Here is a 24,619-nt window from a genome sequence, read left to right as displayed (position 1 = left end):
TCTTTTCATTTACGTTTGCGTCAACGGGATGTGAAAGCCCGGCTCCTCGGGGGAGGAGGAACACGGATGGGGGCAAGCGATGCGGTATTTGAAGCTGGTTCGGGCAGGAAGCGTCCTGGCGTTGCTGTTTTCCGCGTCGATGGCCATGGCGGGCGGCTTCCAGCGCGGCGCTGCCGATACCGACATCCTCTACGAGCAAGGCGCGGTGTCGTCGCGTTTCGGCTTCACCTACGTCAACCCCAACCGCGGTTTCGATTCGATCAACGGCCAGAAGGGTGAGTTCGGCGACTATACCGGGACGTACAAGATCCCGTCGCTCGCCGTCGCCTTCGGCAATGAGGGCTTTGCCTGCGCCGGAACCTACACCATTCCGTTCGCGGCCGAGGCAGATTACAGCGGCGCGCCGAACGGCGCCCTCCCGCGGCAGGTATCCTCGGCCACCTCGACCTCGCAGACCATCAGCACGGACTTCAGCACGAACGAATTCGGCGCGACCTGCCGTATCAGCTACTCCACCGAGGCCGCGCGGTTCTCCTTCATCGGCGGCCTGTTCGTCGAGGATTTCAGTTTTGACGGCAGCAGCATTGGCGAGCGCAATCTGAACCCGCTGTTTCGGTCGACCGGTGCCCAGGGGGCAGGGCTCGTCGCGTCGCTGCGTGGCGCACAGATCACGCTGCCGACGCTCGTCGACGTCGAGAGCGACGGCGGCTTCGAACTTGGCTACCGCATCGGCGCGGCCTATGAGCGCCCTGATATCGCCCTGCGCGCGCAGATCCTCTACCGATCCGAGGTCCGGCACGACGATATCCGCGGCTCCGGCACGGTCGAAATCTCCGACACCGCCTTCCTGACCTTGCCGAACGGCCAGCAGGCGAGCATTCCGACCGCCTTCGGCGGCGCAGTCTCGGCAGCGCTGGCGCAGCGCGGCCTCGGCGTCGGCAGTGTCCTCAACGTCGACTCGGTGCTCAGCGAGGCCGTCAGCCCACAGACGCTGACCATCAACGCCCAGACCGGCATCGCGCCGGGCACGCTGCTGCTGGGTTCGTTCCGCTGGACGGACTGGAGCACCAATAACGAGGTCGTCAGCACGATCTCGAGCCCGACCCTCGGTTCCTCCTCCAGCTTCTCGCCCTATCACTGGAAGGACGGCTACACCGGCAGCATCGGCATCGGTCGCGCCTTCAACGACGAGATCTCCGGCGTCCTGACGCTCGGCTACGACAAGGGCGTTTCGTCGGGCGCGGAGACGACCTACACCGACCTCTACACCGTCTCCGGCGGCGTCTCGTTCAAGCAGAACAAGTGGAGCGAGATCCGCTTCGGTGGCCTCGTTGGCTACTGGACGTCCGGCGACCAGAAGATCTCCGAGGGCGCCTTTTTTAACGGGAGCGTGGACGGCACCTTCGTCTACGCCGGCAACGCCTCGTTGAAACTCAGCTTTTAAGGAAAGTGCACCGACGGATCGGCCGCGCTAGGCGAGGTTGATGCCTGGCGATCGGCAGGCCGATCCGAAGCCCGCGGAGCCGCGCATTCCTCTCCGCGAAGCGCAATTTGAATGTTCACTGCACAAATTAATGGGCGCGCCGCGAGGCGTGCCTTTTTCGTTTTCTGTTCAGCGTCTTACCAGATGTTCCTGCGAGACGTTCAGATGGCTTTGTGGGCTTCTGGCAACACTATTGCAATCTTGCATCGGCTATACACGCCCAACGGGACATTGCCGCCTTGCCGCCATAAACGACGCTCACCTCAGGGGCGTCATTCGGGGGAGTGACGGCAGGTAAGGGGCGGGGGCGCCGGTTCCGATGGGTATGTGAGGGATGTGGCGTTGGTAACAACATTCGACAAGTCGAGACTGCCGAGCCGTCACGTGACGGAAGGCCCGTCCCGCGCGCCGCATCGCTCCTATCTCTACGCCATGGGCCTCACCACCGAGGAGATCCACCAGCCGCTGGTGGGGGTCGCCAGCTGCTGGAACGAGGCAGCGCCCTGCAACATCTCGCTGATGCACCAGGCACAGTTCGTGAAGAAGGGCGTCGCTGCCGCCAAGGGTACGCCGCGCGAGTTCGTCACCATCACCGTCACCGATGGCATCGCCATGGGCCACCAGGGCATGAAGGCCTCGCTGGTCTCGCGCGAGGTGATCGCCGACTCGGTCGAGCTGACGATGCGCGGCCATGGCTATGACGCGATCGTCGGCCTCGCCGGCTGCGACAAGTCGCTGCCGGGCATGATGATGGCGATGGTCCGACTGAACGTGCCCTCGGTCTTCATCTATGGCGGCTCGATCCTGCCCGGCACCTTCCGCGGACGGGAAGTGACGGTTCAGGACGTGTTCGAGGCGGTCGGCCAGTATTCGGTCGGCGCGATCGACGATGCTGGCCTCTCCGAGATCGAGCAGGCGGCCTGTCCGGGTGCCGGCTCCTGCGGCGCGCAGTTCACCGCCAACACGATGGCGACCGTCGCCGAGGCGATCGGCCTGGCGCTGCCCTATTCCTGCGGCGCCCCGGCACCGTATTCGATCCGCGAGCAGCTGAACTACGCCGCCGGCGAGAAGGTGATGGAGCTCCTCGCCAAGAACATCCGGCCGCGCGACATCGTCACACGGAAGTCGCTGGAGAATGCCGCAGCCGTCGTCGCCGCGTCGGGCGGCTCAACCAATGCCGCGCTGCACCTGCCGGCCATCGCACACGAGGCCGGCATCGCGTTCGACCTCTTCGACGTCGCCGAGATCTTCAAGCGCACGCCGTACATCGCCGACCTGAAGCCGGGCGGCCGCTACGTCGCCAAGGACATGTTCGAGGCCGGCGGCATTCCGCTGTTGATGAAGACGCTGTTCGACAACGGCCATCTGCACGGCGACTGCATGACGGTCACCGGGCTGACGCTCGCCGAGAACATGGCGAAGATCGCCTGGAACGAGGAGCAGGACGTCGTGCGTCCGGCCGACAAGCCGATCACCGTCACCGGTGGCGTCGTCGGTCTCAGCGGCAACCTCGCGCCGGACGGGGCGATCGTGAAGGTCGCCGGCATGGGCAACCTGATCTTTTCCGGCCCTGCGCGCTGCTTCGACTCGGAAGAAGAGTGTTTTGCGGCAGTCTCGAGCAAGGCTTATGCCGAAGGCGACGTGCTGGTCATCCGCTACGAGGGACCCCGCGGCGGGCCGGGCATGCGCGAGATGCTGTCGACCACCGCCGCGCTCTACGGGCAAGGCATGGGCGACAAGGTGGCACTGATCACCGACGGGCGCTTCTCCGGCGCCACCCGCGGCTTCTGCGTCGGCCATGTCGGGCCGGAGGCGGCGACCGGTGGCCCGATCGCGCATCTGCGGGACGGCGACATCATCGACCTCGACGCCATCGCCGGCACGCTGTCGGTGCGCGTCAGCGACGAGGAAATGGCCACACGCGCAGCTGCCTGGCGGCCGCGGGAGACGAATTACGCCTCGGGCTCGATCTGGAAATACGCGCAGCAGGTCGGCTCCGCCCGTCAAGGCGCCGTCACCCATCCCGGCGGCGCTGCCGAGAAGCACACCTATGCAGACCTCTAGGGCAGCCGGCGCTCCCATGACGGCCGGTTTCCGCGCGGGCCGTTATCTGCCGCGCGCGCTGGTCCTTGCGACACTGTCGCTCGCCGCGGTCGTCGGTGTCGGCGTCCGGCCGACGCTTGCCCTCGACCCGAATACCCTGGTCACGCCCGATGCCGGCCCGATGGAGCTCTTCTCCTTCGGCTTCAAGGCCTACAAGCGCGGCGAGAAGACCGAGGCGGTGGAAGCCCTGCGGTATGCCGCCGACAAGGGCCATCCCGGTGCGCGCTGGAAGCTCGGGCAGATGTATGCCGAAGGCGACGGCGTTCCGAAGAACGATTTCGAGGCGTTCAAGATCTTCGAGGAGATCATCAATGCCGAGCAGGACGATACGTCGTCCTCGCCGAACGCTGCCTATGTCGCGAGCTCGGTGACCGCGCTCGCCGACTACATGCGCAAGGGCATTCCCGACTCGCCGGTCTCGGTCGACCTGTCGCAGGCCCGGCAGCTCTACTTCCACGCCGCCTCGGTGTTCGGCGATCCGCGCGCGCAGTACCAGCTCGGCCGCATGCTGCTGAACGGCGAGGGCGGTCGCCCGAACCCGCGCCAGGCCGCCCGCTGGCTGAAGCTCGCCTCCGAAAAAGGCAATGTCAGCGCCCAGGCCTTGCTCGGCTATCTCCTGTTCGACGGCGAGAAGATCAAGCTGCGCGCCGAGCCGGTCCGCGGTCTTGCCATGCTCACCGCGGCGCTGAAGCAAGCCGAGCCGACCGACCAGGCCTGGATCCGCCCCTTGCAGGAAGAGGCCTTCTCGCTCGCCACCGAAGCCGACCGCCGCACGGCGCTCGCCTATGCCGAGGGCGGCAGGGGGTTTGCGGGGAACTGAGGTTCGAGTTTTGGTGGGTGCAGGCGTCCTGCACTTGTTCTGCAAAGGCGGTCAGGGGTTCGCGAGAAAAGCTTGCGGACGGCTTCTCTGGCCTCTGATCGTTCAGGTGCGACGGGCTACACCTCTGGCCGCACGGGTTGCGTCTCGGCCCGCGCAGGACGTTCTGCCGCGCTTCGCGACGCTCGTAATCCCGGGCTTGACCCGGGATCCATTCCAAACCGTCTGATATTTGGAAACTGATCTGCGCCGGAGCGGCGTTGACGCGGAGAGGAATGGATCCCGGATCAGGTCCGGGATGACGAGCGTCTTAGAGTTTGAGCGCCAGTACTGTCCCGCCGCGATGGCGAAGTTTTCCTAACCGCGATGGCGCCGCGCCATTCTTCCGCAACTGCGGAGAACGCCCGCAAGACTAACTCTCGGTGACCTCGTCCGAAGCCTTAGCCCCGCAGCCTGCCTTATACCGCCAGTTCGATCACCACCGGCACATGGTCCGACGGCTTCTCCCAGCCGCGGACGTGGCTGTCGATGCCGACGGAGGCGAGGCGCGTGGCGGCTTCCGGGGAGAGCAGGAGGTGGTCAATGCGGATGCCGTTGTTCTTTTGCCAGGCGCCGGCCTGGTAGTCCCAGAACGTGTAGATGCCGGCGTCCGACGTTGTAGCCCGCAGCGCGTCGACGAGGCCGAGGTTCTGCAGCCGGCGCCAGGCGGCGCGACTTTCCGGCTGGTAGAGCGCGTCGCCGAGCCAGGCTTGCGGAAACTTGACGTCTTCGGGCTGCGGAATGACGTTGTAGTCGCCGGCCAGCACGAGGTCGCTCTCCTCCTCGAGCCGCAACTTCGCATGGGTTTCCAGCCGCGCCATCCACCTCAGCTTGTAGTCGAACTTCTCGGTGCCGAGGGGATTGCCGTTGGGCAGGTAGATCGAGGCGACGCGGATCGTGCGCTCGCCGACCCGCCACACGCCCTCGATGAACCGCGACTGCTCGTCGCTCTCGTCGCCGGGCAGGCCGCGCGAGACGTCCTTCGGCGGCATCTTCGACAACAGGCCGACGCCGTTGAAGCCCTTCTGGCCATGCGTCTCGACGTGATAGCCGAGCGCCTCGATCGCCTCCCGTGGAAAGCCCTCGTCGACGCTCTTGATCTCCTGCAGGCAGACGATGTCGGGCGAGCGCTCGGAGAGCCAGGCCAGCAGCGTGTCGATGCGGGCCTTGATGCCGTTGATGTTCCAGGTGGCGATCAGCATGCGATGGGAATCAGATCGAGAAGCTGGTGCCGCAGCCGCAGGAGGCGACGGCGTTGGGATTGCGGATCTGGAACGACTGGCCCATCAGGTCGTCGACGAAATCGACCACCGAGCCGTCGAGATAAGGCAAGGAGACCTGGTCGATCAGCACCGTGGCGCCGTCCTTGGTAAGGACGAGGTCTTCGGCCGTGGCATCGTCGGCGAGGTCGTACTTGTAGGAGAAGCCGGAGCAGCCGCCGCCCTCGACCGAGATGCGCAGTGCGCGGCCTGCATCGCTCTTGGCGACGATCGCGGCGATCCGCCGGAAGGCGGCGTCGGAAACGGTGACGGGGATCGTTTCGCTCATGATCTCATCCGGCATCCGCCACGGCGGGCATCCGGCCTCTGCTTGTTGAAACGCTGGACCTTAAGTATGCACGCCGGAGGGGACGGTCAATCCGCGTTCCCGTTTCCCATCGCCGCCCGCGGGCTTTGCCGCCGCGCCCAGCCAGAGTGGACCGATCCGGACATGACCGATGCTGAGATGCCCGCCATCGGCATGGGACAGAACGGCCGCGCGCCCTTCGCCGTCGATCCCGCGACGAGCCGTGGACGCTACGTCGCGGAGCCGCCGAGCCTGACCCGCACGCCCTACCAGCGCGACCGCGATCGCATCGTCCACTCCACCGCCTTCCGCCGGCTGAAGCACAAGACGCAGGTCTTCGTCGCCTACGAGGGCGACCATTTCCGCACGCGGTTGACCCACACGATCGAGGTGTCGCAGATCGCCCGCGCCTTCGCCCGCGCCTTCCGGCTCGACGAGGACCTGACCGAGGCGGTGGCGTTGGTCCACGATTTCGGCCACACGCCCTTCGGCCATGCCGGCGAGCGGGTTCTGGCGGCGAAGATGGCGGCTTTCGGCGGCTTCGACCACAATGCCCAGTCGCTGCGCATCGTCACCGCGCTGGAGCGGCGCTATGCCGAGTTCGACGGGCTGAACCTTGCCTGGGAGACGCTGGAGGGGCTGGTCAAGCACAACGGGCCGCTGACCGGACCTGCCGCGACCGGCGAACCGGTGCCGCAGCCGATTCTCGACGTCGACGCGCTCTATCCGCTCGACCTCTCCCGGCATGCCAGCCTCGAGGCGCAGGCGGCGGCGATCGCCGACGATATCGCCTACGACACGCACGACCTCGACGACGGCCTGCGGGCCGGCCTCATCGACATCGAGGATCTGGCCGAACTCGAGCTCGCCGGCAGCATCCTCCGCGAGGTCCGCGCCGCCTATCCCGGCCTCGAGCGGCCGCGGCTGATCAACGAGATCATGCGCCGGCACATCACCCGGATGGTCGAGGACGTGATCCGCACGACCTTCGCGGCGCTCGCAGCGCTCGGGCCGGTCGATGCCGACGGCGTGCGCGATGCCGGTCGCACGCTGGTGACCTTCTCGCCGGCGATGCAGGCGGCGGAGGCCGAGACCAAGCGCTTCCTGTTCAGCCGCGTCTACCGCAACCCGGCGATCATGTGGGTGATGGACCAGGCCGAGACCGTCGTCGCGGATCTCTTCGACCGCTACTTCGCCGACCCCGCCGAGATGCACGGCGACGGGGAGCCGGCGACGGCAGCGTCCGATCCGGCGCGCCAGGCCCGCCGCGTCGCCGATTACCTCGCCGGCATGACCGACAGTTATGCCCTGGCGGAGCACCGCCGGCTGTTTGACGCCACCCCCGATTTGCGTTAGGCGCGCCGATCCTCGCCTGACGGCGGGCCTTCCTCTATGGTCCGTCCACCGCCCGCCCTTTCGCCGGGGCGAGCCGCCTGCGATCCCTTCTGGAACCTCTACATGAACATTTTCGCCGACTTCGAGACTCGTATCAAAGCCGCCGTGCAAGCGACTCTGGCCGCTCAGGGAATCGCCGAGGCCGACCTGTCGCGCATCACCGTCGAGCCGCCGCGCGACGCCAGCCATGGCGATCTCGCCAGCAATGCCGCGATGGTGCTGGCGAAGCCGCTTCAGCTGAAGCCGCGCGATCTTGCCGAGGCGATCGCCGTGCGGCTGCGGGAGGACGTCGACGTCGCGGCGGTGGAGATCGCCGGCCCGGGCTTCATCAACCTGCGGCTCCACCCCGCCTTCTGGACGAAGCACCTCGCCGTCCTCCTGACGGACGCTGCGCACTACGGCCGCGGGACCGCGACCGGCCGCAAGATCAATGTCGAATACGTCTCGGCCAACCCGACCGGGCCGATGCATGTCGGCCATTGCCGCGGCGCCGTGGTCGGCGATGCCATCGCCAACCTCCTCGCCTTCGCCGGCAATGCGGTGGTGAAGGAATATTACGTCAACGATGCCGGCGAGCAGGTGAACGTCCTCGCCCGCTCGGCGTACTTGCGCTACCGCGAGGCGATGGGCGAGACGATCGGGGAAATCCCGGCCGGGCTCTATCCCGGCGACTACCTGAAGCCGGTCGGTCATGCGCTGGCGATCCGCTATGGCGACCGGTTCCTCGGCCAGGACGAGGCCGAATGGCTGCCGGTCATCCGCGACTACGCCATCGACGCGATGATGATGATGATCCGCGACGACCTGAAGCTCCTCGGCATCACGCACGAGGTGTTCTTCTCCGAGCGGACGCTGCATGCCGTGCCGGAGGGCGCCAATGCCAGCCGCATCGCGATGGCGATCGACGATCTCCGCGACAAGGGCTTCGTCTATCAGGGCGCCCTGCCGCCGCCGAAGGGCCAGCTGCCGGAGGACTACGAGGACCGCGAGCAGACGCTGCTGCGCTCGACCGATGTCGGCGACGACATGGACCGCCCGCTGGTCAAGTCGAACGGCAGCTACACCTACTTCGCCGCCGACGTCGCCTACTTTCAGGACAAGTTCGCCCGCGGTTTCCAGGAGATGGTCTTCGTCCTCGGCGCCGATCACGGCGGCTACGTCAAGCGGCTGGAAGCGGTCGCGAAGGCGGTCTCAGGCGGCACCGCCGAGGTCGACGTCGTCCTCTGCCAGCTGGTCAAGCTCTTCCGCAACGGCGAACCGGTGAAGATGTCGAAGCGCTCGGGCGACTTCGTGACGCTCGCCGACGTCGTCGAGGAGGTCGGGCGCGATCCCGTCCGCTTCATGATGCTGTTCCGCAAGAGCGACGCGCCGCTCGACTTCGACTTCCAGAAGGTCACCGAGCAGTCGAAGGACAACCCGGTCTTCTACGTCCAGTACGCCCATGCGCGCGCGAAAGCCGTCGAGCGGCAGGCGGCGGGCGAGGGGATCGCGGTCACCGACGCGGAGAGCGACGCGGCGCTTCTGGCGCTGCTCGCGGACGAGGGCGAGATCGGACTGATCCGCAAGCTCGCCGAATATCCGCGTCTGGTGCAGTCGGCCGCCGAGGCGAAGGAACCGCACCGGATCGCCTTCTACCTCTACGATCTCGCCCAGACTTTCCATGCCCAGTATAATCGCGGCCGCGACGTTCCCGGCTTACGCTTTGTTAACCCTGAAGAGCGAAGGTTGACCTTGGCGAGACTGGCCCTGGTTCGCGCGGTCGCGGCCGTTATTGCCTCAGGTCTGGCGCTGATCGGCGTCCATGCACCGGAGGAAATGCGGTGATGGATCACGCTTTGGTCAATATCGTCTCATAGCGGTGATGTCCTTCCGGCCAGCCTTTTCAAGGCCGGCCTGGGACGGAAATAGTGGAGTTTGGCGGCATGGGAGACATGAAGAATCCGGGTCGCGGCGTCCCCCTTTCGAGGGCTGAGGACAGCGATCCCTTCGCCGAGCTCGCCGACATGTTCGAGGCCGAGCTGGCGATGGACCCGCATGCCGGTCGCGCCCCTGCCGTCCGCCCCGTTTCCGACCATGAGCGCTACGTCCAGGCTTCCGCCGGCACGCGGAGTCGGGTCGATGCGGCTGGGCGCCATGCGCCGCTGGCGCCGCATGATCATGATTTCGATGCCGCGTTCGAAGCGGCCCTCGGTGACGAGTTCCCGGCGGCGACCTCGACGCGCCGGCCTGAGCGTCCGGCTGCCGCCGCACCCAAGTCCGATCCTGCCGATGCCTATCAGAGCTGGATCGTGCCGCGGGGCAGCCGCCCGGCGGCGGCAGATCCGGCGCGATCGGCGGCAGCGACGACCGCAACCGTGACGCATGGCCGCTCCGGCTATACTGGCGGCCGCTCGCTCGGCGCCGATCTCGAGACCGCGATCCACGGCCTCAGCGCGCCCGCCAATCCGCGCGACGTCATTGTCGTGGAGACCCAGTCCTTCGCCCCCGAGCGGGTGGTGGACGACTACCGGCATGAGCCCGCCCAGCCGGAGCTCGACGACTTCGACGAGTTGATCGCCAGCGAGCTGGCCGTAATGAACGAGCCGGTGCATGGCGGCTCGCAGGCTTATTATCAGCAGGATGAAGCGGCAGCGCACGGCGAGGGCCCTGGCGATGCCGCCCAGTATGCCGACGACGGCTATTACGCCGACGACGCCGCGCCGGCACCGATCGCCCGCTCTTCGCGTCGCCGGACCGCGGTGACGCTCGGCGGCGGCGTGCTGTCGCTCGCCCTGATCGGCGCCGTCGGCCTGTTCGTCTGGAATGGCAAGTCCGCCGATGCGGGCCTTCAGGCCTCGAACGAGCCCTTGTTGATCAAGGCCGACAACGAGCCGTTCAAGATGGTGCCGAAGGACCCGGGCGGACGCACCGTTCCGAACCAGAACAAGGCCGTCTACAACCGCGTCAACGGCGAGGCGGGCGCCTCGACCACGCAGCAGGCGCTGCTGACCGATGCCGAGGAGCCGATCGATCTCCCGGTGGAGGAAGAGCCCGCCGCCTATCAGGATCTACCGGGCGTCGACCCGATCGGGGCGCAGTCGGCCGAATCGGATCCGAGCCAGGAGCGGATTGAGGTCGCTTCCGCCGATGGCGCTGCGTCTTCACCGGTTCCCGTCCTGCAGCCGCGCAAGGTGCGGACCATGGTCGTTCGGCCGGATGGCACGATCGCGCCCGCCGAGGCCGCTCCGGTGGAACCGGCGGCAGCCGTCGCTGCCGTGCCTGCTGCCCCGCCGCCGCCGGTGCGCACGGTCGAGGCTGCCCCTGCGGCTGCAGCCGCCGCGCCGCTCGAGCCGGCCGCCGGCTCCGTCCAGCAGGTCGCCGACGTCACACCCTCGCCGCGCCAGGCGGACGAGGCCGCCGACCCGATGCAAGTCGCGGCCATCGCGCCGAAGCCGGCGCCGGTTGCCGCCACCTCGGCAGCGGGCGGTTACTACGTGCAGATCTCGTCGCAGCCTTCCGAGGCCGCCGCACAGCAGTCAATGCGCAGCCTCGGGGCGAAGTTCTCCGGCGTGATCTCGGGCCGTGCCGTCGGCATCCAGCCCGCCGAGATCCCCGGCAAGGGGACGTTCTACCGCGTCCGCGTCGCCGCCGCCTCGAAGGACGATGCCTCCGACATCTGCGGCCAGTTGAAAGCCGCTGGCGGCAACTGCTTCGTCGCCCGCTGACATGCTCGCGTCCGGGCTCTGTCTCGGCCGCTTGCCCATCATCTGACCCTTGGGGCGGCCGCCGACGTGCAGGCCGCCCCTTTCTGTTTGCGAGGGAGATTTCATGACCGGATCGAAAGCCTGGATCGCCGGCGTCGCGGGGCTGAGCCTGTCGGCCGACGAGCGCGCCTTCTTTGCCGATGAGCACCCTTGGGGCTTCATCCTGTTCGGGCGCAACATCGAATCGGCTGCTCAGGTCAGCGATCTCGTCGCCAGCCTGAAGGAGGCCGGGGGCCGCATCTCGACACCGGTCTTCGTCGACCAGGAGGGCGGGCGGGTGCAGCGCCTGCGGCCGCCGCTGGCCCCGCGCTACCCGCCGGCGGCGACGCTCGGGGCGATCTATGATGCCGACCCGGCTGCCGGCGAGCGCGCTGCTTGGCTGCACGGCCGCCTCATCGCCTGGGACCTTGCCGGTTTCGGCTTCAACGCCGACTGCCTGCCTTGCCTCGACATGCCCGTCGAGGGGGCCAATTCGGTGATCGGCGACCGCGCCTTCTCGATGGACGCGACGACCATCGCGACTCTCGGCCGCGCGGCCGCGGATGGCCTGACCGCCGGCGGGGTGATGCCGGTGATGAAGCATCTGCCAGGGCATGGCCGGGGCAATGCCGACAGCCATCTGTCGCTGCCGGTGGTCGGCACACACCGCGCCGAACTGTCGCGCACCGACTTCTTGCCGTTCAAAGCGATGCGCCATCTGCCGGCGGCGATGACGGCGCATCTCCTCTACACCGATATCGACCCGACCTTCCCGGCAACCCTGTCGCCGATCGTCATCGAGCAGGTCATCCGTAACGAGATAGGCTTCGACGGCCTGCTGATGACCGACGACATGTCGATGAAGGCGCTGCAGGGCGACATCGGCGAACTCAGTGCCAAGGCGATCACCGCGGGCTGCGACGTCGTACTCCACTGCAACGGCGACATGGACGAGATGCGCAAGGTCTCGAGCGCCGTCCAGCCGCTGCGCGGGGAGGCGGAGCGTCGGGCGAAGGCCGCCGAGGCGGTGATCTCCGCCGTTCCCCATCCGGCCGACGAGGCGGCATTGCGGGCGGAATACTCGGCATTGGTCGAACGGGTGGCCTGATCGGACGCGGCGAGCCCCCGCGCTACGTAGGCAAGCGCTGCCGCATGCGCCCGTGCCCCGACGGAGGCGCAACGTTGACGCCCGTCGCTGCCGCTTCCTGCATCATTTCGTCTACTTGGTCACAACCGCGTCGTCTCCGTTGATCTTGCCGCAGTTATCGTGCTTGAAAGAGCCGGGCTGACGCCCGATCTCCTGTGTCAGGGGTGCCGGCGCGTCACAGAAACGACAAGCCGCCGCTGCACCGTCGATGCTCGCCGCATCGAAACGCGGGAATGGTCGGTCGGAACGACGAAATTTTTCGCGGGCCATCTGCCTTGCGGCATACTTCGCGGGGCATGCGCCTTGCGGCACAACTCGCGGGGCACGTGCCTTGCGGCACAGGGAGAATGACAGTGGGTAGCTTCAGCATCTGGCATTGGCTGATCGTTCTGGCAGTCGTGCTGCTGCTCTTCGGGCGCGGCAAGATTCCCGAACTGATGGGCGATGTCGCCAAGGGCATCAAGAACTTCAAGAAGGGCATGAGCGACGACGAGACGACGACCACCACGACCACGCACGAGCGCCGCACCATCGACAACAACGACGGTGAGATCGTGACCCGCGAGACCGAGAAGTCGCGCCTCTAGAGCGCCGTGCGTCCGGACGGACGCACAAGGGTCGCTCTATCTAGTTGAGTCCAGCGCATCTTTCTTTGATCGGGTGAGTCCACCCAGTCGCCGGATACTCTGGTATCGATCATCCGGCAGGAGCGAGGTTCACCCCCGTTCCTGCCGGATCGTCTCAGGGCGAGATCACCGCTGCAGGGCGCGGTGACCGTCGCTTGGTGGTCTGCCGGTACGTCCGGCCAGCCTTGCTCCAGCGCCCCATCGGAATGTCACCGAAATGTTCGAAATTGGTTGGTCCGAGCTTCTGGTCATCGGCGTCGTGCTGATCGTCGTCGTCGGTCCCAAAGACCTGCCGCGCATGCTCCGCACTTTCGGCAAGACCACGACCCAGCTGAAGCGGATGGCGGGCGACTTTCGCAAGCAGTTCGACGAGGCTCTGCGCGAGGCCGAGCTCGACGAGGTTCGCGACAACATCAAGTCGATGAACCCGACCGCTGACATCCGCAAAGCGATGAACCCGATCCGCGCCGTCGGCGACGAGATTCGCTCCAGCCTGATGACGGCGACCAAGGCGCCCGAGCCGAAAGTCCCCTCGGCCGACGCGCCCGCCAGGCCTGCCGAGCCGAGCGTGATCGGCAATGCCGACATGCAGCCTTTGGTGACATCTGCATCGGCATCGACCGACTCGCTGCCGTCTGCGGCAGGTATCCCCCCGGTGGCTTCCCACACGCAAGGCTTCGCCGCGTCCGAGCAGCCGATCGCGGAACTTCCGAAGACGGTGCCAGGGCCGTTGGCGGCAGACCTTGCCAACCCCGAAGCGCCGGACAGCCTGCCGGTGCCGCAGGCCGACATCACCCTCCCGGCCGTTCCACCCGAGCATGCAGCCGCGCGGCCGAACGGCGGCGCCCCCCTGAATGGCAAGGATGCCAGCGGAGACAGTCATTGAGCCGCGATACCGCTGAAATCGAAGCCTCCTCGGCCCCGCTGATCGAGCATCTGGTCGAACTTCGCACCCGGCTGATCTGGGCGCTCGGCGGCTTCTTCGTCGCCTTCCTCATCTGTTTCTTCTTCGCGCGCGAGCTGTTCAACCTTCTGGTCATCCCGTACCAGACGGCCGTCCATTGGGCGGGCATCAACGACGACAAGGTCGAGCTGATCTATACCGCGCCGCAGGAGTTCTTCTTCACCCAGGTGAAGATCGCGGCTTTCGGCGGGTTCTTCCTGGCGTTCCCGATCATTGCCATCCAGATCTACAAGTTCGTCGCGCCCGGCCTCTACAAGAAGGAGCGCGCGGCCTTCGTGCCGTTCCTGGTCGCCACGCCGCTGCTCTTCCTGCTCGGCGCCTCGCTCGTCTACTTCTTCTTCACCCCGATGGTGATGTGGTTCTTCCTCTCGATGCAGCAGTCGGGCGACGTGCCGGGGCAGGCGGCGATCCAGCTGTTGCCGCGCGTCTCGGAATACCTGTCGCTGATCATGGGGCTGATCTTCGCCTTCGGCATGGTGTTCCAGCTGCCAGTGGTGACATCGCTCTTGGTGCGGGCTGGCATGGTCACTGCCGCGGGGCTTGTTTCCAAGCGCAAATGGGCGATCGTGCTCGCCTTCATCGCCGCCGCGATCCTCACCCCGCCGGACCCGATGTCGCAGATCGGCCTTGCGATCCCCACCATCCTTCTCTACGAGATTTCGATCATCGCGGCGCGGATGATCGAACGCAAACGGGCCGAAGAGGTCAGCGAGAGCGACGCGACGAGCGACCCGGTCTAGGCCGGTCCGGCCCCGTCTTCCGCTGACTGGAGACGAGGGGAAACATGCTCGATTTCAAATGGATACGCGAGAATCCAGAATCGCTTGACGAGGCCTTGAAGGCGCGTTCGGCGGCCCCTGTAGCCGCCGAGCTTCTGCGTCTGGACGAGGAGCGGCGGGGCCATGTGACCCGGCTGCAGGAGTTGCAGACCCGGCGCAACGACGCCTCGAAGGAAATCGGCAAGGCCAAGGGTTCCGGCGACAACGCCCGAGCCGAAGCGGTCATCGCCGAGGTCGCCGAGATCAAGGCGGCGATCCAGGAGGGCGAGGAGACCGAGCGCCGGATCGACGCCACGCTCGGCGACATGCTCGCCCGCCTGCCGAACATTCCCCATGCCGACGTGCCCTACGGCACCGACGAAAGCGGCAATGTCGAAGTGCGCCGCCACGGCACGCCGACGGAACTCAGCTTTGCGCCGAAGGAGCACTTCGAGCTCGGCGAGGCGCTCGGCCTGATGGACTTCGACCAGGCGGCGAAGATCTCCGGCTCGCGGTTTACGATCCTCAAGGGCGGCCTCGCCCGGCTGGAGCGGGCCCTCGGACAGTTCATGCTCGACCTCCACACTGCCGAACATGGCTACCAGGAGGTCGTCGCGCCGATCCTCGTGAAGGCCGACGCGCTGTTCGGCACCAACCAGTTGCCGAAGTTCGAGGAAGACCTCTTCAAGACCACCGGCGACCACTACCTCATTCCGACGTCCGAGGTGCCGCTGACCAATCTGGTGCGCGAGCTGATCGTAGACGCCGCCGTCCTGCCGCTGCGCTATACGGCGCTGACGCCCTGCTTCCGCTCGGAGGCGGGATCGGCCGGACGGGACACGCGCGGCATGCTGCGCCAGCACCAGTTCTACAAGGTCGAGATGGTGTCGATCACCGCCGAGGAAGCCTCGATCGACGAGCACGAGCGGATGACCGCCTGCGCCGAGGAAGTGCTGAAGCGACTTGGCCTGCCGTTCCGCACCGTCGTCCTCTGCACCGGCGACATGGGTTTCGGGGCGCGCAAGACGTATGACATCGAGGTCTGGCTGCCCGGCCAGAACGCCTACCGCGAAATCTCGTCCTGCTCGGTCTGCGGCGACTTCCAGGGACGGCGCATGAACGCGCGCTACAAGGCCGCCGGCGAGAAGCAGACGCGCTTCGTGCACACGCTGAACGGCTCGGGCGTTGCCGTCGGCCGCTGCCTGATCGCCATCCTCGAGAACTACCAGAACGCCGATGGCAGCATCACCGTGCCCGAGGCGCTGAGGCCGTACATGGGCGGGCTGGAGAAGATCGAGAAGGCCGCCTGATGCGCATCCTCATCACCAACGACGACGGCATCCATGCCGAGGGCCTGGCCGTGCTCGAGCGGATCGCCGCGACGATTTCGGACGACGTCTGGGTGGTCGCGCCGGAGACCGACCAGAGCGGCCTCGCGCACTCGCTGACGCTGTCCTCGCCGCTGCGGCTGCGCAAGATCTTCGAAAGGCGCTTTGCGCTGTCGGGGACGCCGACCGATTGCGTCATCATGGGCGTCAAGCACGTGCTGCCGGGGCCGCCGGACCTCGTGCTCTCCGGCGTCAATGCGGGGCAGAACGTTTGCGACGACGTCACCTATTCCGGCACCGTCGCCGGCGCCATCGAGGGCACCATGCTCGGCTTCCGGTCGATCGCGCTCAGCCAGGCGCACGGACCCGACCGGGCAACGCCCTGGGAGACCGCGGAGACGCATGCCCCGGCTGTACTCGCCAAGCTCGCCGGCATCGACTTCCCGAAAGGCGTCCTGTTCAACGTCAACTTCCCCGCTGTCGCAGCCGACGCGGTGACGGGCACCGAGATGACCCGCCAAGGCAAGCTCGACTACAATCTCGGCTTCGAGGAGCGACGCGATGGCCGCGGTTTTCCGTATTTCTGGCTGAAGTTCGGGCGCCAGGTCGGTCCGGAGATGGCGCAGTCGGATATCGCCGCGCTTTCGGCAGGCCGGATCTCCGTGACGCCGCTGATGCTCGACCTCACCGATCACGCGCTTCGCGAGAAGCTGCAATCGCTGTTCGCATAAGGCCGGACCGCCGAGCGCCCCAGACCCGAACGGACCTTCTCCCATGAGCATGAGCGTAACCGGCCCGGACCGCGAGGAACTCGCGGCCTTCCTGTTGAAGCTGCGCTCGGCGCACATGGCCGGTACGCGCCTGACCGAGGCGGTCGAGGCGGTGCCGCGGCGGCTGTTCCTGCGCAACGGCATCGACGAGGCCTATGGCGACTCGGCGCTGCCGATCGACTGCGGCGAGACCATGCCCGGCGCCTCGTCGGCGGTGGCGCTGGTCCACGCGCTGGGCGTCGAGCCGAGCAACCGCGTCCTCGAGATCGGCACCGGCAGCGGTTACGTCACGGCGCTGCTCGCCCGGCTCGGGGCCCGCGTCGTCTCGCTCGACCGCTACCGCTCGCTCCTGAAGACGGCGGACGAGCGGCTGAAGGCCTGCGGCATCTCCAATGTCTCGCTGATCCATGAGGACGGGCGCGAGGGTTACCCCGACGCCGCACCCTACGATCGGATCATCGTCCACGCCGCCTTCGAGACGCTGCCGCGCACTTTCCTCGAGCAATTGGCCCAGCACGGCCAGATCGTCTGCGCCATCGGCCCGGGGCTCGGTGCGCAGACCCTTGTCCGCCTTCAGAAGGTCGGCAGCCGGCTGGAGCGTGAGGATCTGCGCCAGGTCTACTACCAGCCGCTCGCCGCCGGCACAGCGAAGATGCTGTAGCGAGCGCTGGCCTGCCGTCCGTTTTGCCGGCGGCGACGGCGGCCTTGCGGCTTGGCGAGGCGTGGCCCTCGGCGAAGGCTGGCCGACGATCTTCATGTTCTGTTAATGCCGGGCGGTACTATCGAAGGCTTATCGTTCATCAGGAGCCGCCGCCATGATCCCGATTCGCGCCGCCGTGACGTGCCTCTTCCTCGCCGCGCCGATGGCCGCCGAGGCCCGCACGATCTGCACTGTTCTTGCCGATGCCGCCGACGAAAAGGTCCTGACGGAGGAGGGCGACTGCAAGACGCGGGTGACCCCGGCCTCGACCTTCAAGGTTCCGCTGGCCCTGATGGGATCCGACGCCGGGTTCCTGAAGGACGCCCATGCGCCCAGCCTGCCTTTCAAGAAGGGCTATCCCGACTGGGGCGGTGCCAACTGGATGCAAGATACCGACCCGGCCCGATGGATGAAATACTCCGTGGTCTGGTACTCCCAGCAGATCACCAAGGCATTGGGGGCGGAAACGCTCACACGCTATGCCCGGGATTTCGGCTACGGCAATGCCGACTTCTCCGGCGATCCCGGCAAGGACAACGGTCTGGAGCGGGCGTGGATCATCTCCTCGCTGAAAATCTCGCCAAACGAGCAGGTGGCGTTCCTCTCGAAGCTGGTGCGGCGGCAGTTGCCGGTCGCACCCGCGGCCTTCGATCTCGTCGATGCCGTGGTCGAGCAGCGTCCGATCGGCGATGGATGGCAGGCACACGGCAAGACCGGCATGGCCTATCCGCGCAACGCCGATGGCAGCTTCAACGAGGCCCATGCCTATGGCTGGTTCGTCGGCTGGGCGGTGAAGGGGGAGCGGACCGTCGTGTTCGCCCGCCTGATCCAGGACGACCGTAAGGAGGATGGTCCCGCGGGCAACCGGGCGCGCGAGGCCTTTCTCGGTGAACTCCCCCGGCTGATCGCGGCGACAGGAAAGTGACGGCGTCCGGCGCCGTCCTCTCCGACTTCTCCGGCCTGTGAAAATCGGCGGATATGAATAACAAGAAATGTCGACGATACCCCGGTGTTTAACGGGCCAGTAAGATTAACAGTGTTGAATGATCCCAATGAGATTGCGTGAGCTTGGGGTCATCGATGCGTGTTGGTGTGCTGAATTTTGATAGACTGCGGCTTGCCGGCTCCGTCGCGGTGTTGGCCTTGGCGACGCTGGTGGCGGGGTGCAGCTCCGATGTCGCCCGCTTCGACGACGGCTTCTACACCGGAGCGGTCCCGCAGAAGCCGATGCCGCGCAGCAATGTCGGCGGCCAGAGCTATCCCGGCGACCTCGATGCGGTGAACACCGGATCGGTGCGTCAGGGCGGCTATGCCGGCAATGCCGGCGGCAACCGCCAGCAGGTGGCGCCGCTCTATTCCGCGCAGACACCCGGCAGCGGACAGTACGGTGCGACCACCCGGACCGCTGCCGTCGAGCGCAGCACCCTCGCGCCGCCCTCCGGCTCGCCTGCCATGAACGACGCGCCGCGCTACGATCCGCCGGCGTCCGAGCCGATGCGCCAGCAGCCGACCTACCAGCCTGCTGCCGTCCCGGCGCCGGCACGGGCCGCAGCAACCGGCAAGGCGGGCTGGCAGAACACCGGCAACACCGTGACCGTCGGTAGCACCGACACCGTCGATACGCTGTCCAACCGCTACGGCGTCCCCGCCAAGGCGATCATGGCGGCCAATGGCCTGAAGAGCTCCAGCGACGTGCGTCCTGGCCAGCAGATCGCCATCCCGACCTATTCCTACGGCCAGACCGGCATGCGCACCGCCGCGGCCTCGTCGAACCCGGAGGCGCCGGCACTCGGCTCGGCGCCGCAGCCGCTGCGCGTTCCCGAGAAGAACGCATCTCGCGGCGGCGCCGGCATCGTCGTCGAGTCCGGCGACTCGCTGATGGGCATCTCGCGCCGCACCGGCGTGCCGGTGGCCGAGCTGCGTTCCGCCAACGGCCTGTCCGACGACAATATCCGTATCGGCCAGACCCTGAAGCTCCCCGCGGGAACGGCTGTACCGAAGCGTGTCGCCAGTGCCGAGCCGAAGGCCGCCCCGGCCTTGGCGCCAGTGCAGCCGGCCCAGCCGGTTGCCGCCGCCCAGCCGAAGCCCTACGAGGCGCCGAAGCTCGTCGCGGCCGCCAAGGTCGAGAAGCCGGCCGCTGCAGCCCCCGTCGCCGCCGCGGTGAAGGCCGAGCCGGTGAAGGCCGAACCCGTCGCAAAGGCGGCGCCGACCAGCACCGTCTCCGACGAGACCGAGAAAGAGGTTGCGACCGCCGCGCCCGCCGGAACCGGCATCGACCAGTTCCGCTGGCCTGTTCAGGGCCGCGTCATCAAGCGCTACGGCGAGAAGTCCGGCGCCAAGCGCAGCGACGGCCTCGACATCTCGGTGCCGCGTGGCACGCCGGTGAAAGCTGCCGAGAACGGCGTCGTGATCTATGCCGGCGACGGCCTGAAGGAGTTCGGCAACACCGTTCTCGTCAAGCACGACAATGGCCTCGTCACCGTCTACGGCCATGCCGACGAACTGAAGGTGAAGCGCGGCGCCACCGTCCGCCGCGGCCAGGAGATCGCCACCGCCGGTGTCAGCGGCGATACCGATACGCCGATGGTCCACTTCGAGGTCCGCAAGGACTCCGCCCCGGTCGATCCGTCGAAGTACCTGCAGTAAGATCTACCCCGACGCCTTCAGAAGCCCGGCACCGCAAGGTCGCCGGGCTTCTTTCGTTGGCGGGCCTGCTGCGGGTCTCGGCATCATCGGCCGTCCAATGTGCCGAGCGGCTGTGGGCCTGGCGGTCCTTCCTCCCGTCGCGGCTTTTCCGCCTTTCGACCTTGTCCCTCGCCGAACTGATCGTCTGGGGGGCGGATACTAAGTCAGGGCACTAGTCGCGCGCCCCCTGACGCTTTCATTAAGTTTTTATATTCATTTGAGCATTGACAATATAAGAGCGTAGACTGACGTAACGGAGCTTTTCTATTTACATTAGAAGTCAATCTCCCGATAGATAAAGCACCATTCGCTCACTGAATGGGTGTAGAGGAGATTAGAAATGAAAGTCAGGGTGATAGTTATCGGCCTTATGATGTCGGCGGTATTTTCGAGTTCCGCTCTGGCCGAGTTCAGGAAGTATACGGAAGTACCGAATCGCGACAGCTGCTGGTCGGTCGAGTACGTTCCTCGGACAGTCGAAGTCAACACGAAAGGGCGTCTGATCCGGGGCGAACGCCGTTCCTGGACGGGTGAGATGGTCAACGGCGGTGTTGTGCGGAACGAGCGCCATGCAGCTGTCTACGAGAAGGTGCGCCGCGTCGTCGAGGAAGAACACTACAGCCTCGACCCGCAAACCTGCGGTGCACGGGCGCGTTGAGCCGAAAGAGAGGGGGGAGGCTTGCTCCTTCCTCTCGTCACCTTTGGGGGGATCAGAATGTTGCTGGAACTCTATTTTGCCGCCCAGGCCGCGATCGCCGGGCCCTGCGGCCAGGCTAGAAGCCTTTCCGAGCTAACGCGCAAAGCAAACTGCGTCGAGCGGCCAGTCGAGAAGGGGGAAAGCGCGACGGTTCGTCTGCAGTATTCCTTCGCAACGGCGAAAAACAGCGCGAGCGTCGTCATCACCGGTTCCAACGGCGTGACCTCCGTCGACAGGTTCGCGGAATGCCGCGATCTCAGCATCGACCCACAGGAATACCAGAGCCTCACCGACATCGTCGTCTGCGACGGCCAGCGGCTCTCGGTCGAGGCGACGGCAGATGGGGTCGAGATCTTCGATACCAGAACCCAGCGGGCGGTTTTCGGCGTGGACCTCGAAAAGTCCATCACGATGATCAACGGTTTTCCGCGGCCGATCGAGTAGCCGTCAGTTCCCTCCCGCGCGGCGGACATACTCCACCGACCGGGCCACCTGCGCTTCCTGGCTGCGGCCGCGCGGCCGGGTGATTTCTTCGACGTGGTATTGGTTTCCGTCGGCACAGACGCGGTGCACCGCTCCCGAGCGGGGGTAAACGGCATCGGCGCACTTCTGCGCAGGGGCAAGGCAACCCGCCGGGATCGACAGCAGAAACGCAGCCAAAGGAAGAAAGACTGCTTTTCGCATTGAGGCAACCATCTGGCGTGAGGGTGGGGTGGGGCGGAACGAACAGCCTGGAAGCCAGATGTTCGCCGTAAGGGGCCAGGCGAGGCGTGTCCCGCGGGTCGAGCCGACGGGCTGCCCGCCCACACGCTCGGGATCTCCCCAGGGCTGGACGGCATCATGGCGCGAAAGCCAGGCCTTCGCCATACCCCTCGGGGCCGGACCCGCGGGCGCCGTTCGCGTTCGCAGGCCGGGGGCAGTCGTATCGCCGCTCGGAGGAGACTCTGGAGACGGCTCTAGGACGAGAGCGGCTGGCCGAGGCGTCCGGCGAGGTCCTGGATGAACTGGAAGGCGACGCGCCCCGAGCGGGCGCCGCGGGTCGTCGCCCATTCGAGCGCGGCATGCCGGGTCTCGGCGGGATCGGCGATGATGCCGTAGGCGTCGACATAGCCGTCGACCATCGCGAGATAGTCGTCCTGGCTGCATTTGTGGAAGCCAAGCCACAGCCCGAAACGGTCGGAGAGGGAGACCTTCTCCTCCACCGCCTCGCCGGGGTTGATCGCCGTCGCGCTCTCGTTCTCGATCATGTCGCGCGGCAGCAGGTGCCGGCGGTTCGACGTCGCATAGAACAACACGTTGTCCGGTCGCCCCTCGACGCCGCCGTCGAGCGCGGCTTTCAGCGACTTGTAGGAAGCGTCGCCCTGGTCGAACGAGAGGTCGTCGCAAAACAGCAGGAAGGAGAACGGCGCGGCGCGCAGGAAGCCCATCAGATGCGGCAAGTGCTCGATGTCCTCGCGGTGGATCTCGATCAGCTTAAGCGGCGGCCGAGTACCGCCGATCTCGGCGTTGACGGCAGCGTGCGCCGCCTTGACGAGCGAAGATTTGCCCATGCCGCGCGCGCCCCAGAGGAGGGCGTTGTTGGCCGGCAGGCCCTTGGCGAAGCGCAGCGTGTTCTCGGTGAGGATATCCTTCGAGCGGTCGATGCCGCGCAGGAGGTCGATGGCGACGCGGTTGACCCGCGCCACGGGCAGCAGCGCTGCCGGCGGTTCGTAGACGAAGCAGTCGCCAAGGGTGAAATCGGGCGCTTCGGGTTTCATCGGGGCCAGCCGCTCGAGGCTCGCCGCGATCCGCTTCAGCACAGACATCAGATCGTCCGGGTTCATGTCCATGCGTCGTTCCCTCATCAAACCGGTGTGCGGCCGCGCCTTGCGGGCCGGCAGCGGTTGCATTCGGGGGGACCGATCGTATATTCCGCGCGGGACGTAAAGGATGACGCGGTCGTTTTCCTCGCCATGTATCTCCAGGAGTAGTCGATGTTCGTGACCGAAGCCTTCGCCCAGGGCGTAGTTCCTTCCACTGGCGGAGGCACCAGCGAACTGCTGATCAGCATCCTGCCCTTCGTCGCGGTCTTCGCGATCATGTACTTCCTGATCATCCGGCCGCAGCGCACGCAGCTGAAGCGTCGCGAGGAAATGCTGAAGAACATCCGCCGCGGCGACACCATCGTCACCGGTGGCGGCATCATCGGCAAGGTCATCAAGGTGCTCGACAACGGCGAGCTGGAAGTTCAGATCGCCGAGCAGGTGAAGATCCGCGTCCTGCAGGGCACGGTCACCGAAGTGCGCGTCAAGGGCGAGCCGACGGCCGCCAACGCGAAGTAAGGCAGCCTCCCGCGGGAGCAAAACCATCGCCGGCCGGACAGATCCGGTCGGCACGCGCGGCCTGCGGGCGGCGCCAAGGGACAGGCGAATGGCTGAGGGCATCGAGTTTCGCAAGGCGCACTTTCCCGGTAGGGCGCCGATCGAAGCCTATGGCAATGGCGGCTTCCGCTTCGCCGCCATGTCCCACCGCGGCTCGATTCTCTGCTTGCCCTCCGGCATCTACGGCTGGGAAGCGACGATCGAGCAGCCGTTCACCGGCGAGCGCCTCCTGAAGGTGTTCGAAGAGTCCGACGAGATCCGTTTCGTGCTGTTCGGCACCGGGTCGGACATCCGGCGCCTGCCGCCGGCGCTTGCCGAGCGCTTCCGCAAGGCCGGCATCTCCTGCGACCCGATGTCGACGGGCGCGGCCGTTCGCACCTTCAACGTCATGCTGGCCGAAGGCCGCCCAGTCGCTGCTGCCCTCGTGGCGGTGGACTGACGTGGCGGGTCGTCCGGACGCACGCCGATGACGCCGGCAGCGCTTGCCGAAGCCTATGCTGAGTGCGCGCGGCTGGTGGAGACGCAGGATCCCGACCGCGCGGTCTCGGTCCTTTTCGCGCCGCTCGACAAACGCCCGCATCTTCTCGCCCTCTATGCCTTCAACATCGAGACAGCGCGGGTGCGCGAGCAGATCAGCCAGCCGCTGCCCGGCGAAATCCGGCTGCAATGGTGGCGCGACCGGATCGAGGCGGGGCCGGACGGCGAGGGCGGGCAAGGCAATCCGGTGGCGGAGGCGCTGCTCGATACCATCAAGCGGTTCGAGCTGCCGATCGATGCTCTCGGGCGCTATCTCGAGGCCCGCATCTTCGACCTCTACGATGACCCGATGCCGGACCGGCAGGCCTTCGAGGGCTATGCCGGGGAAACCGCCTCGGCCATCATCGTGCTCGCCGCGATGATTCTCGGTGGCAGGGATGCCGCCGAAGTCACTGATGCGGCTGGCCATGCCGGCGTCGCGCAGGCAGCCGTCGGCGCCGTGCGCCTGCTGCCGATCCACCGCGCCCGCCGCCAGGTGTTCCTCCCCGCCGACCTTCTTTCCGCCGCCGGTACCTCGGCGGATGACCTGCTTTCCGGGGCATCCGAACCGACGCTACGGGCGGTCTCGGCCATGCTGGCGCTCGGCCGCGATCATTTCAGCCGCTATCGCCGGCAACGCGACCGGCTTCCGGCCAGCGTGCGCGCGGCGTTCCTGCCGGCCGAGATGACCGCTGTCTATCTCGACCGCATTGCCGCCCGCGGCTCCGTGGAAATCGAGACGCCGTCCCGTATCGGTCCCTTCCGCCGGTCCTTCCTCTACTGGCGGGCGATGCGGCGCTAACGAGGGCCGCCTGACGCTGCCAACTGACGCTGTGAGTACGCTTCGTTCGCGTCTAGGGACGGCGTCATCTTTTTGCAGCCGGACCGCCCGGCGATGGCGTGATCCTCTGGACTCCCGGTGGCAGAGCGTCCGTTGTATGCC

24 protein-coding genes are annotated in these 24,619 nt (G+C 66.7%); 20 read left to right on the top strand and 4 right to left on the bottom strand.

Features of this window, described 5'->3' with window-relative positions:
- Window positions 1-79 precede the first annotated feature (79 nt).
- The 3 genes from ACZL02_RS07780 (at window position 80) to ACZL02_RS07770 (ending at window position 4,406) form a co-directional block, all read left to right on the top strand.
- On the top strand, window positions 80-1,444 hold the full coding sequence (locus ACZL02_RS07780; RefSeq protein WP_472938021.1) for a long-chain fatty acid transporter: 1,365 nt from the start codon (window positions 80-82) through the stop codon (window positions 1,442-1,444).
- Window positions 1,445-1,825: 381 nt separating this feature from the next.
- The gene (ilvD, locus tag ACZL02_RS07775; protein WP_472938020.1) at window positions 1,826-3,547 is read left to right on the top strand and encodes a dihydroxy-acid dehydratase; all 1,722 of its coding nucleotides are present in this window, start codon (window positions 1,826-1,828) and stop codon (window positions 3,545-3,547) included.
- A 16-nt stretch (window positions 3,548-3,563) separates the two neighbouring features.
- Window positions 3,564-4,406: a tetratricopeptide repeat protein gene (locus ACZL02_RS07770; RefSeq protein ID WP_472938019.1), complete on the top strand. Its 843-nt coding sequence runs from the start codon at window positions 3,564-3,566 to the stop codon at window positions 4,404-4,406.
- 455 nt (window positions 4,407-4,861) lie between these two features.
- Here the strand turns inward: ACZL02_RS07770 and xth are convergent, their stop codons facing one another.
- Complete coding sequence (gene xth / locus ACZL02_RS07765; protein ID WP_472938018.1) at window positions 4,862-5,644, bottom strand: exodeoxyribonuclease III; 783 nt, start codon at window positions 5,642-5,644, stop codon at window positions 4,862-4,864.
- Between the two features lie 10 nt (window positions 5,645-5,654).
- Window positions 5,655-5,990 (bottom strand): HesB/IscA family protein, encoded by a 336-nt coding sequence (locus ACZL02_RS07760; RefSeq protein WP_472938017.1) that lies wholly within the window; start codon window positions 5,988-5,990, stop codon window positions 5,655-5,657.
- A gap of 162 nt (window positions 5,991-6,152) precedes the next feature.
- Between ACZL02_RS07760 and ACZL02_RS07755 the strand changes: the two genes are divergently transcribed.
- The 4 genes from ACZL02_RS07755 (at window position 6,153) to nagZ (ending at window position 12,233) form a co-directional block, all read left to right on the top strand.
- On the top strand, window positions 6,153-7,364 hold the full coding sequence (locus ACZL02_RS07755) for a deoxyguanosinetriphosphate triphosphohydrolase (protein ID WP_472938016.1): 1,212 nt from the start codon (window positions 6,153-6,155) through the stop codon (window positions 7,362-7,364).
- A gap of 102 nt (window positions 7,365-7,466) precedes the next feature.
- Complete coding sequence (argS, locus tag ACZL02_RS07750) at window positions 7,467-9,227, top strand: arginine--tRNA ligase (RefSeq protein ID WP_472938015.1); 1,761 nt, start codon at window positions 7,467-7,469, stop codon at window positions 9,225-9,227.
- Window positions 9,228-9,325: 98 nt separating this feature from the next.
- Window positions 9,326-11,107, top strand: coding sequence for an SPOR domain-containing protein (locus ACZL02_RS07745; RefSeq protein ID WP_472938014.1), 1,782 nt, complete (start codon window positions 9,326-9,328; stop codon window positions 11,105-11,107).
- A gap of 103 nt (window positions 11,108-11,210) precedes the next feature.
- Window positions 11,211-12,233: a beta-N-acetylhexosaminidase gene (gene nagZ / locus ACZL02_RS07740; protein WP_472938013.1), complete on the top strand. Its 1,023-nt coding sequence runs from the start codon at window positions 11,211-11,213 to the stop codon at window positions 12,231-12,233.
- 111 nt (window positions 12,234-12,344) lie between these two features.
- Here nagZ and ACZL02_RS07735 read toward each other — a convergent pair whose 3' ends face one another.
- Entirely contained in the window at window positions 12,345-12,542 is a 198-nt protein-coding gene (locus ACZL02_RS07735) for a hypothetical protein (RefSeq protein ID WP_472938012.1), read from the bottom strand.
- An 83-nt stretch (window positions 12,543-12,625) separates the two neighbouring features.
- Between ACZL02_RS07735 and ACZL02_RS07730 the strand changes: the two genes are divergently transcribed.
- The 10 genes from ACZL02_RS07730 (at window position 12,626) to ACZL02_RS07685 (ending at window position 21,244) form a co-directional block, all read left to right on the top strand.
- The gene (locus ACZL02_RS07730) at window positions 12,626-12,859 is read left to right on the top strand and encodes a twin-arginine translocase TatA/TatE family subunit (protein WP_472938011.1); all 234 of its coding nucleotides are present in this window, start codon (window positions 12,626-12,628) and stop codon (window positions 12,857-12,859) included.
- Window positions 12,860-13,115: 256 nt separating this feature from the next.
- Window positions 13,116-13,784: a Sec-independent protein translocase protein TatB gene (tatB, locus tag ACZL02_RS07725; protein WP_472938010.1), complete on the top strand. Its 669-nt coding sequence runs from the start codon at window positions 13,116-13,118 to the stop codon at window positions 13,782-13,784.
- Window positions 13,781-14,602 carry a twin-arginine translocase subunit TatC gene (gene tatC / locus ACZL02_RS07720; RefSeq protein WP_472938009.1) on the top strand — a complete coding sequence of 274 codons (822 nt, stop codon included), beginning with the start codon at window positions 13,781-13,783 and terminating at the stop codon, window positions 14,600-14,602. The genes tatB and tatC overlap by 4 nt, the downstream gene beginning before the upstream one ends.
- 44 nt (window positions 14,603-14,646) lie before the next feature.
- Window positions 14,647-15,930, top strand: coding sequence for a serine--tRNA ligase (gene serS / locus ACZL02_RS07715; protein ID WP_472938008.1), 1,284 nt, complete (start codon window positions 14,647-14,649; stop codon window positions 15,928-15,930).
- Window positions 15,930-16,679: a 5'/3'-nucleotidase SurE gene (gene surE, locus ACZL02_RS07710; RefSeq protein WP_472938007.1), complete on the top strand. Its 750-nt coding sequence runs from the start codon at window positions 15,930-15,932 to the stop codon at window positions 16,677-16,679. Before serS ends, surE begins: the two co-directional genes overlap by 1 nt.
- Window positions 16,680-16,722: 43 nt before the next feature.
- Window positions 16,723-17,379, top strand: coding sequence for a protein-L-isoaspartate(D-aspartate) O-methyltransferase (locus tag ACZL02_RS07705; protein ID WP_472938006.1), 657 nt, complete (start codon window positions 16,723-16,725; stop codon window positions 17,377-17,379).
- 154 nt (window positions 17,380-17,533) lie between these two features.
- Window positions 17,534-18,343 carry a class D beta-lactamase gene (gene blaOXA, locus ACZL02_RS07700; protein ID WP_472938005.1) on the top strand — a complete coding sequence of 270 codons (810 nt, stop codon included), beginning with the start codon at window positions 17,534-17,536 and terminating at the stop codon, window positions 18,341-18,343.
- A gap of 155 nt (window positions 18,344-18,498) precedes the next feature.
- Entirely contained in the window at window positions 18,499-20,064 is a 1,566-nt protein-coding gene (locus ACZL02_RS07695) for a peptidoglycan DD-metalloendopeptidase family protein (protein ID WP_472938004.1), read from the top strand.
- Between the two features lie 379 nt (window positions 20,065-20,443).
- Window positions 20,444-20,761 (top strand): hypothetical protein, encoded by a 318-nt coding sequence (locus ACZL02_RS07690; RefSeq protein ID WP_472938003.1) that lies wholly within the window; start codon window positions 20,444-20,446, stop codon window positions 20,759-20,761.
- A 60-nt stretch (window positions 20,762-20,821) separates the two neighbouring features.
- Entirely contained in the window at window positions 20,822-21,244 is a 423-nt protein-coding gene (locus ACZL02_RS07685) for a hypothetical protein (RefSeq protein WP_496258419.1), read from the top strand.
- A gap of 512 nt (window positions 21,245-21,756) precedes the next feature.
- Here the strand turns inward: ACZL02_RS07685 and ACZL02_RS07680 are convergent.
- Entirely contained in the window at window positions 21,757-22,629 is an 873-nt protein-coding gene (locus ACZL02_RS07680) for an ATP-binding protein (protein ID WP_472938001.1), read from the bottom strand.
- A 144-nt stretch (window positions 22,630-22,773) separates the two neighbouring features.
- Here ACZL02_RS07680 and yajC point away from each other — a divergent pair, with 144 nt between their 5' ends.
- The 3 genes from yajC to ACZL02_RS07665 all read left to right on the top strand — a co-directional run bounded on the left by yajC (window position 22,774) and on the right by ACZL02_RS07665 (window position 24,478).
- Window positions 22,774-23,121 (top strand): preprotein translocase subunit YajC, encoded by a 348-nt coding sequence (gene yajC, locus ACZL02_RS07675; RefSeq protein ID WP_472931876.1) that lies wholly within the window; start codon window positions 22,774-22,776, stop codon window positions 23,119-23,121.
- A gap of 88 nt (window positions 23,122-23,209) precedes the next feature.
- The gene (locus ACZL02_RS07670; RefSeq protein WP_472938000.1) at window positions 23,210-23,599 is read left to right on the top strand and encodes an Mth938-like domain-containing protein; all 390 of its coding nucleotides are present in this window, start codon (window positions 23,210-23,212) and stop codon (window positions 23,597-23,599) included.
- A gap of 27 nt (window positions 23,600-23,626) precedes the next feature.
- Window positions 23,627-24,478: a phytoene/squalene synthase family protein gene (locus ACZL02_RS07665; RefSeq protein WP_472937999.1), complete on the top strand. Its 852-nt coding sequence runs from the start codon at window positions 23,627-23,629 to the stop codon at window positions 24,476-24,478.
- The last annotated feature ends 141 nt before the right edge of the window (window positions 24,479-24,619 follow it).

This window comes from Mesocryomonas fontinalis, assembly GCF_055730125.2.
This window is presented reverse-complemented; position numbering and strand designations above follow the sequence as displayed.

Bases quoted from the DNA above. Each gene is read 5' to 3' on its own strand.
- ACZL02_RS07680 (WP_472938001.1), bottom strand. From the start codon at position 22,629: ATGGACATGAACCCGGACGATCTGATGTCTGTGCTGAAGCGGATCGCG.
- surE (WP_472938007.1), top strand. From the start codon at position 15,930: ATGCGCATCCTCATCACCAACGACGACGGCATCCATGCCGAGGGCCTG.
- ACZL02_RS07745 (WP_472938014.1), top strand. From the start codon at position 9,326: ATGGGAGACATGAAGAATCCGGGTCGCGGCGTCCCCCTTTCGAGGGCT.
- blaOXA (WP_472938005.1), top strand. From the start codon at position 17,534: ATGATCCCGATTCGCGCCGCCGTGACGTGCCTCTTCCTCGCCGCGCCG.
- nagZ (WP_472938013.1), top strand. From the start codon at position 11,211: ATGACCGGATCGAAAGCCTGGATCGCCGGCGTCGCGGGGCTGAGCCTG.
- xth (WP_472938018.1), bottom strand. From the start codon at position 5,644: ATGCTGATCGCCACCTGGAACATCAACGGCATCAAGGCCCGCATCGAC.
- ACZL02_RS07690 (WP_472938003.1), top strand. From the start codon at position 20,444: ATGAAAGTCAGGGTGATAGTTATCGGCCTTATGATGTCGGCGGTATTT.
- ACZL02_RS07735 (WP_472938012.1), bottom strand. From the start codon at position 12,542: ATGGCCCGCGAAAAATTTCGTCGTTCCGACCGACCATTCCCGCGTTTC.
- serS (WP_472938008.1), top strand. From the start codon at position 14,647: ATGCTCGATTTCAAATGGATACGCGAGAATCCAGAATCGCTTGACGAG.
- ACZL02_RS07705 (WP_472938006.1), top strand. From the start codon at position 16,723: ATGAGCATGAGCGTAACCGGCCCGGACCGCGAGGAACTCGCGGCCTTC.
- tatB (WP_472938010.1), top strand. From the start codon at position 13,116: ATGTTCGAAATTGGTTGGTCCGAGCTTCTGGTCATCGGCGTCGTGCTG.
- ACZL02_RS07770 (WP_472938019.1), top strand. From the start codon at position 3,564: ATGACGGCCGGTTTCCGCGCGGGCCGTTATCTGCCGCGCGCGCTGGTC.
- ACZL02_RS07665 (WP_472937999.1), top strand. From the start codon at position 23,627: ATGACGCCGGCAGCGCTTGCCGAAGCCTATGCTGAGTGCGCGCGGCTG.
- ACZL02_RS07695 (WP_472938004.1), top strand. From the start codon at position 18,499: ATGCGTGTTGGTGTGCTGAATTTTGATAGACTGCGGCTTGCCGGCTCC.
- ACZL02_RS07760 (WP_472938017.1), bottom strand. From the start codon at position 5,990: ATGAGCGAAACGATCCCCGTCACCGTTTCCGACGCCGCCTTCCGGCGG.
- yajC (WP_472931876.1), top strand. From the start codon at position 22,774: ATGTTCGTGACCGAAGCCTTCGCCCAGGGCGTAGTTCCTTCCACTGGC.
- ACZL02_RS07755 (WP_472938016.1), top strand. From the start codon at position 6,153: ATGACCGATGCTGAGATGCCCGCCATCGGCATGGGACAGAACGGCCGC.
- ACZL02_RS07780 (WP_472938021.1), top strand. From the start codon at position 80: ATGCGGTATTTGAAGCTGGTTCGGGCAGGAAGCGTCCTGGCGTTGCTG.
- ACZL02_RS07670 (WP_472938000.1), top strand. From the start codon at position 23,210: ATGGCTGAGGGCATCGAGTTTCGCAAGGCGCACTTTCCCGGTAGGGCG.
- argS (WP_472938015.1), top strand. From the start codon at position 7,467: ATGAACATTTTCGCCGACTTCGAGACTCGTATCAAAGCCGCCGTGCAA.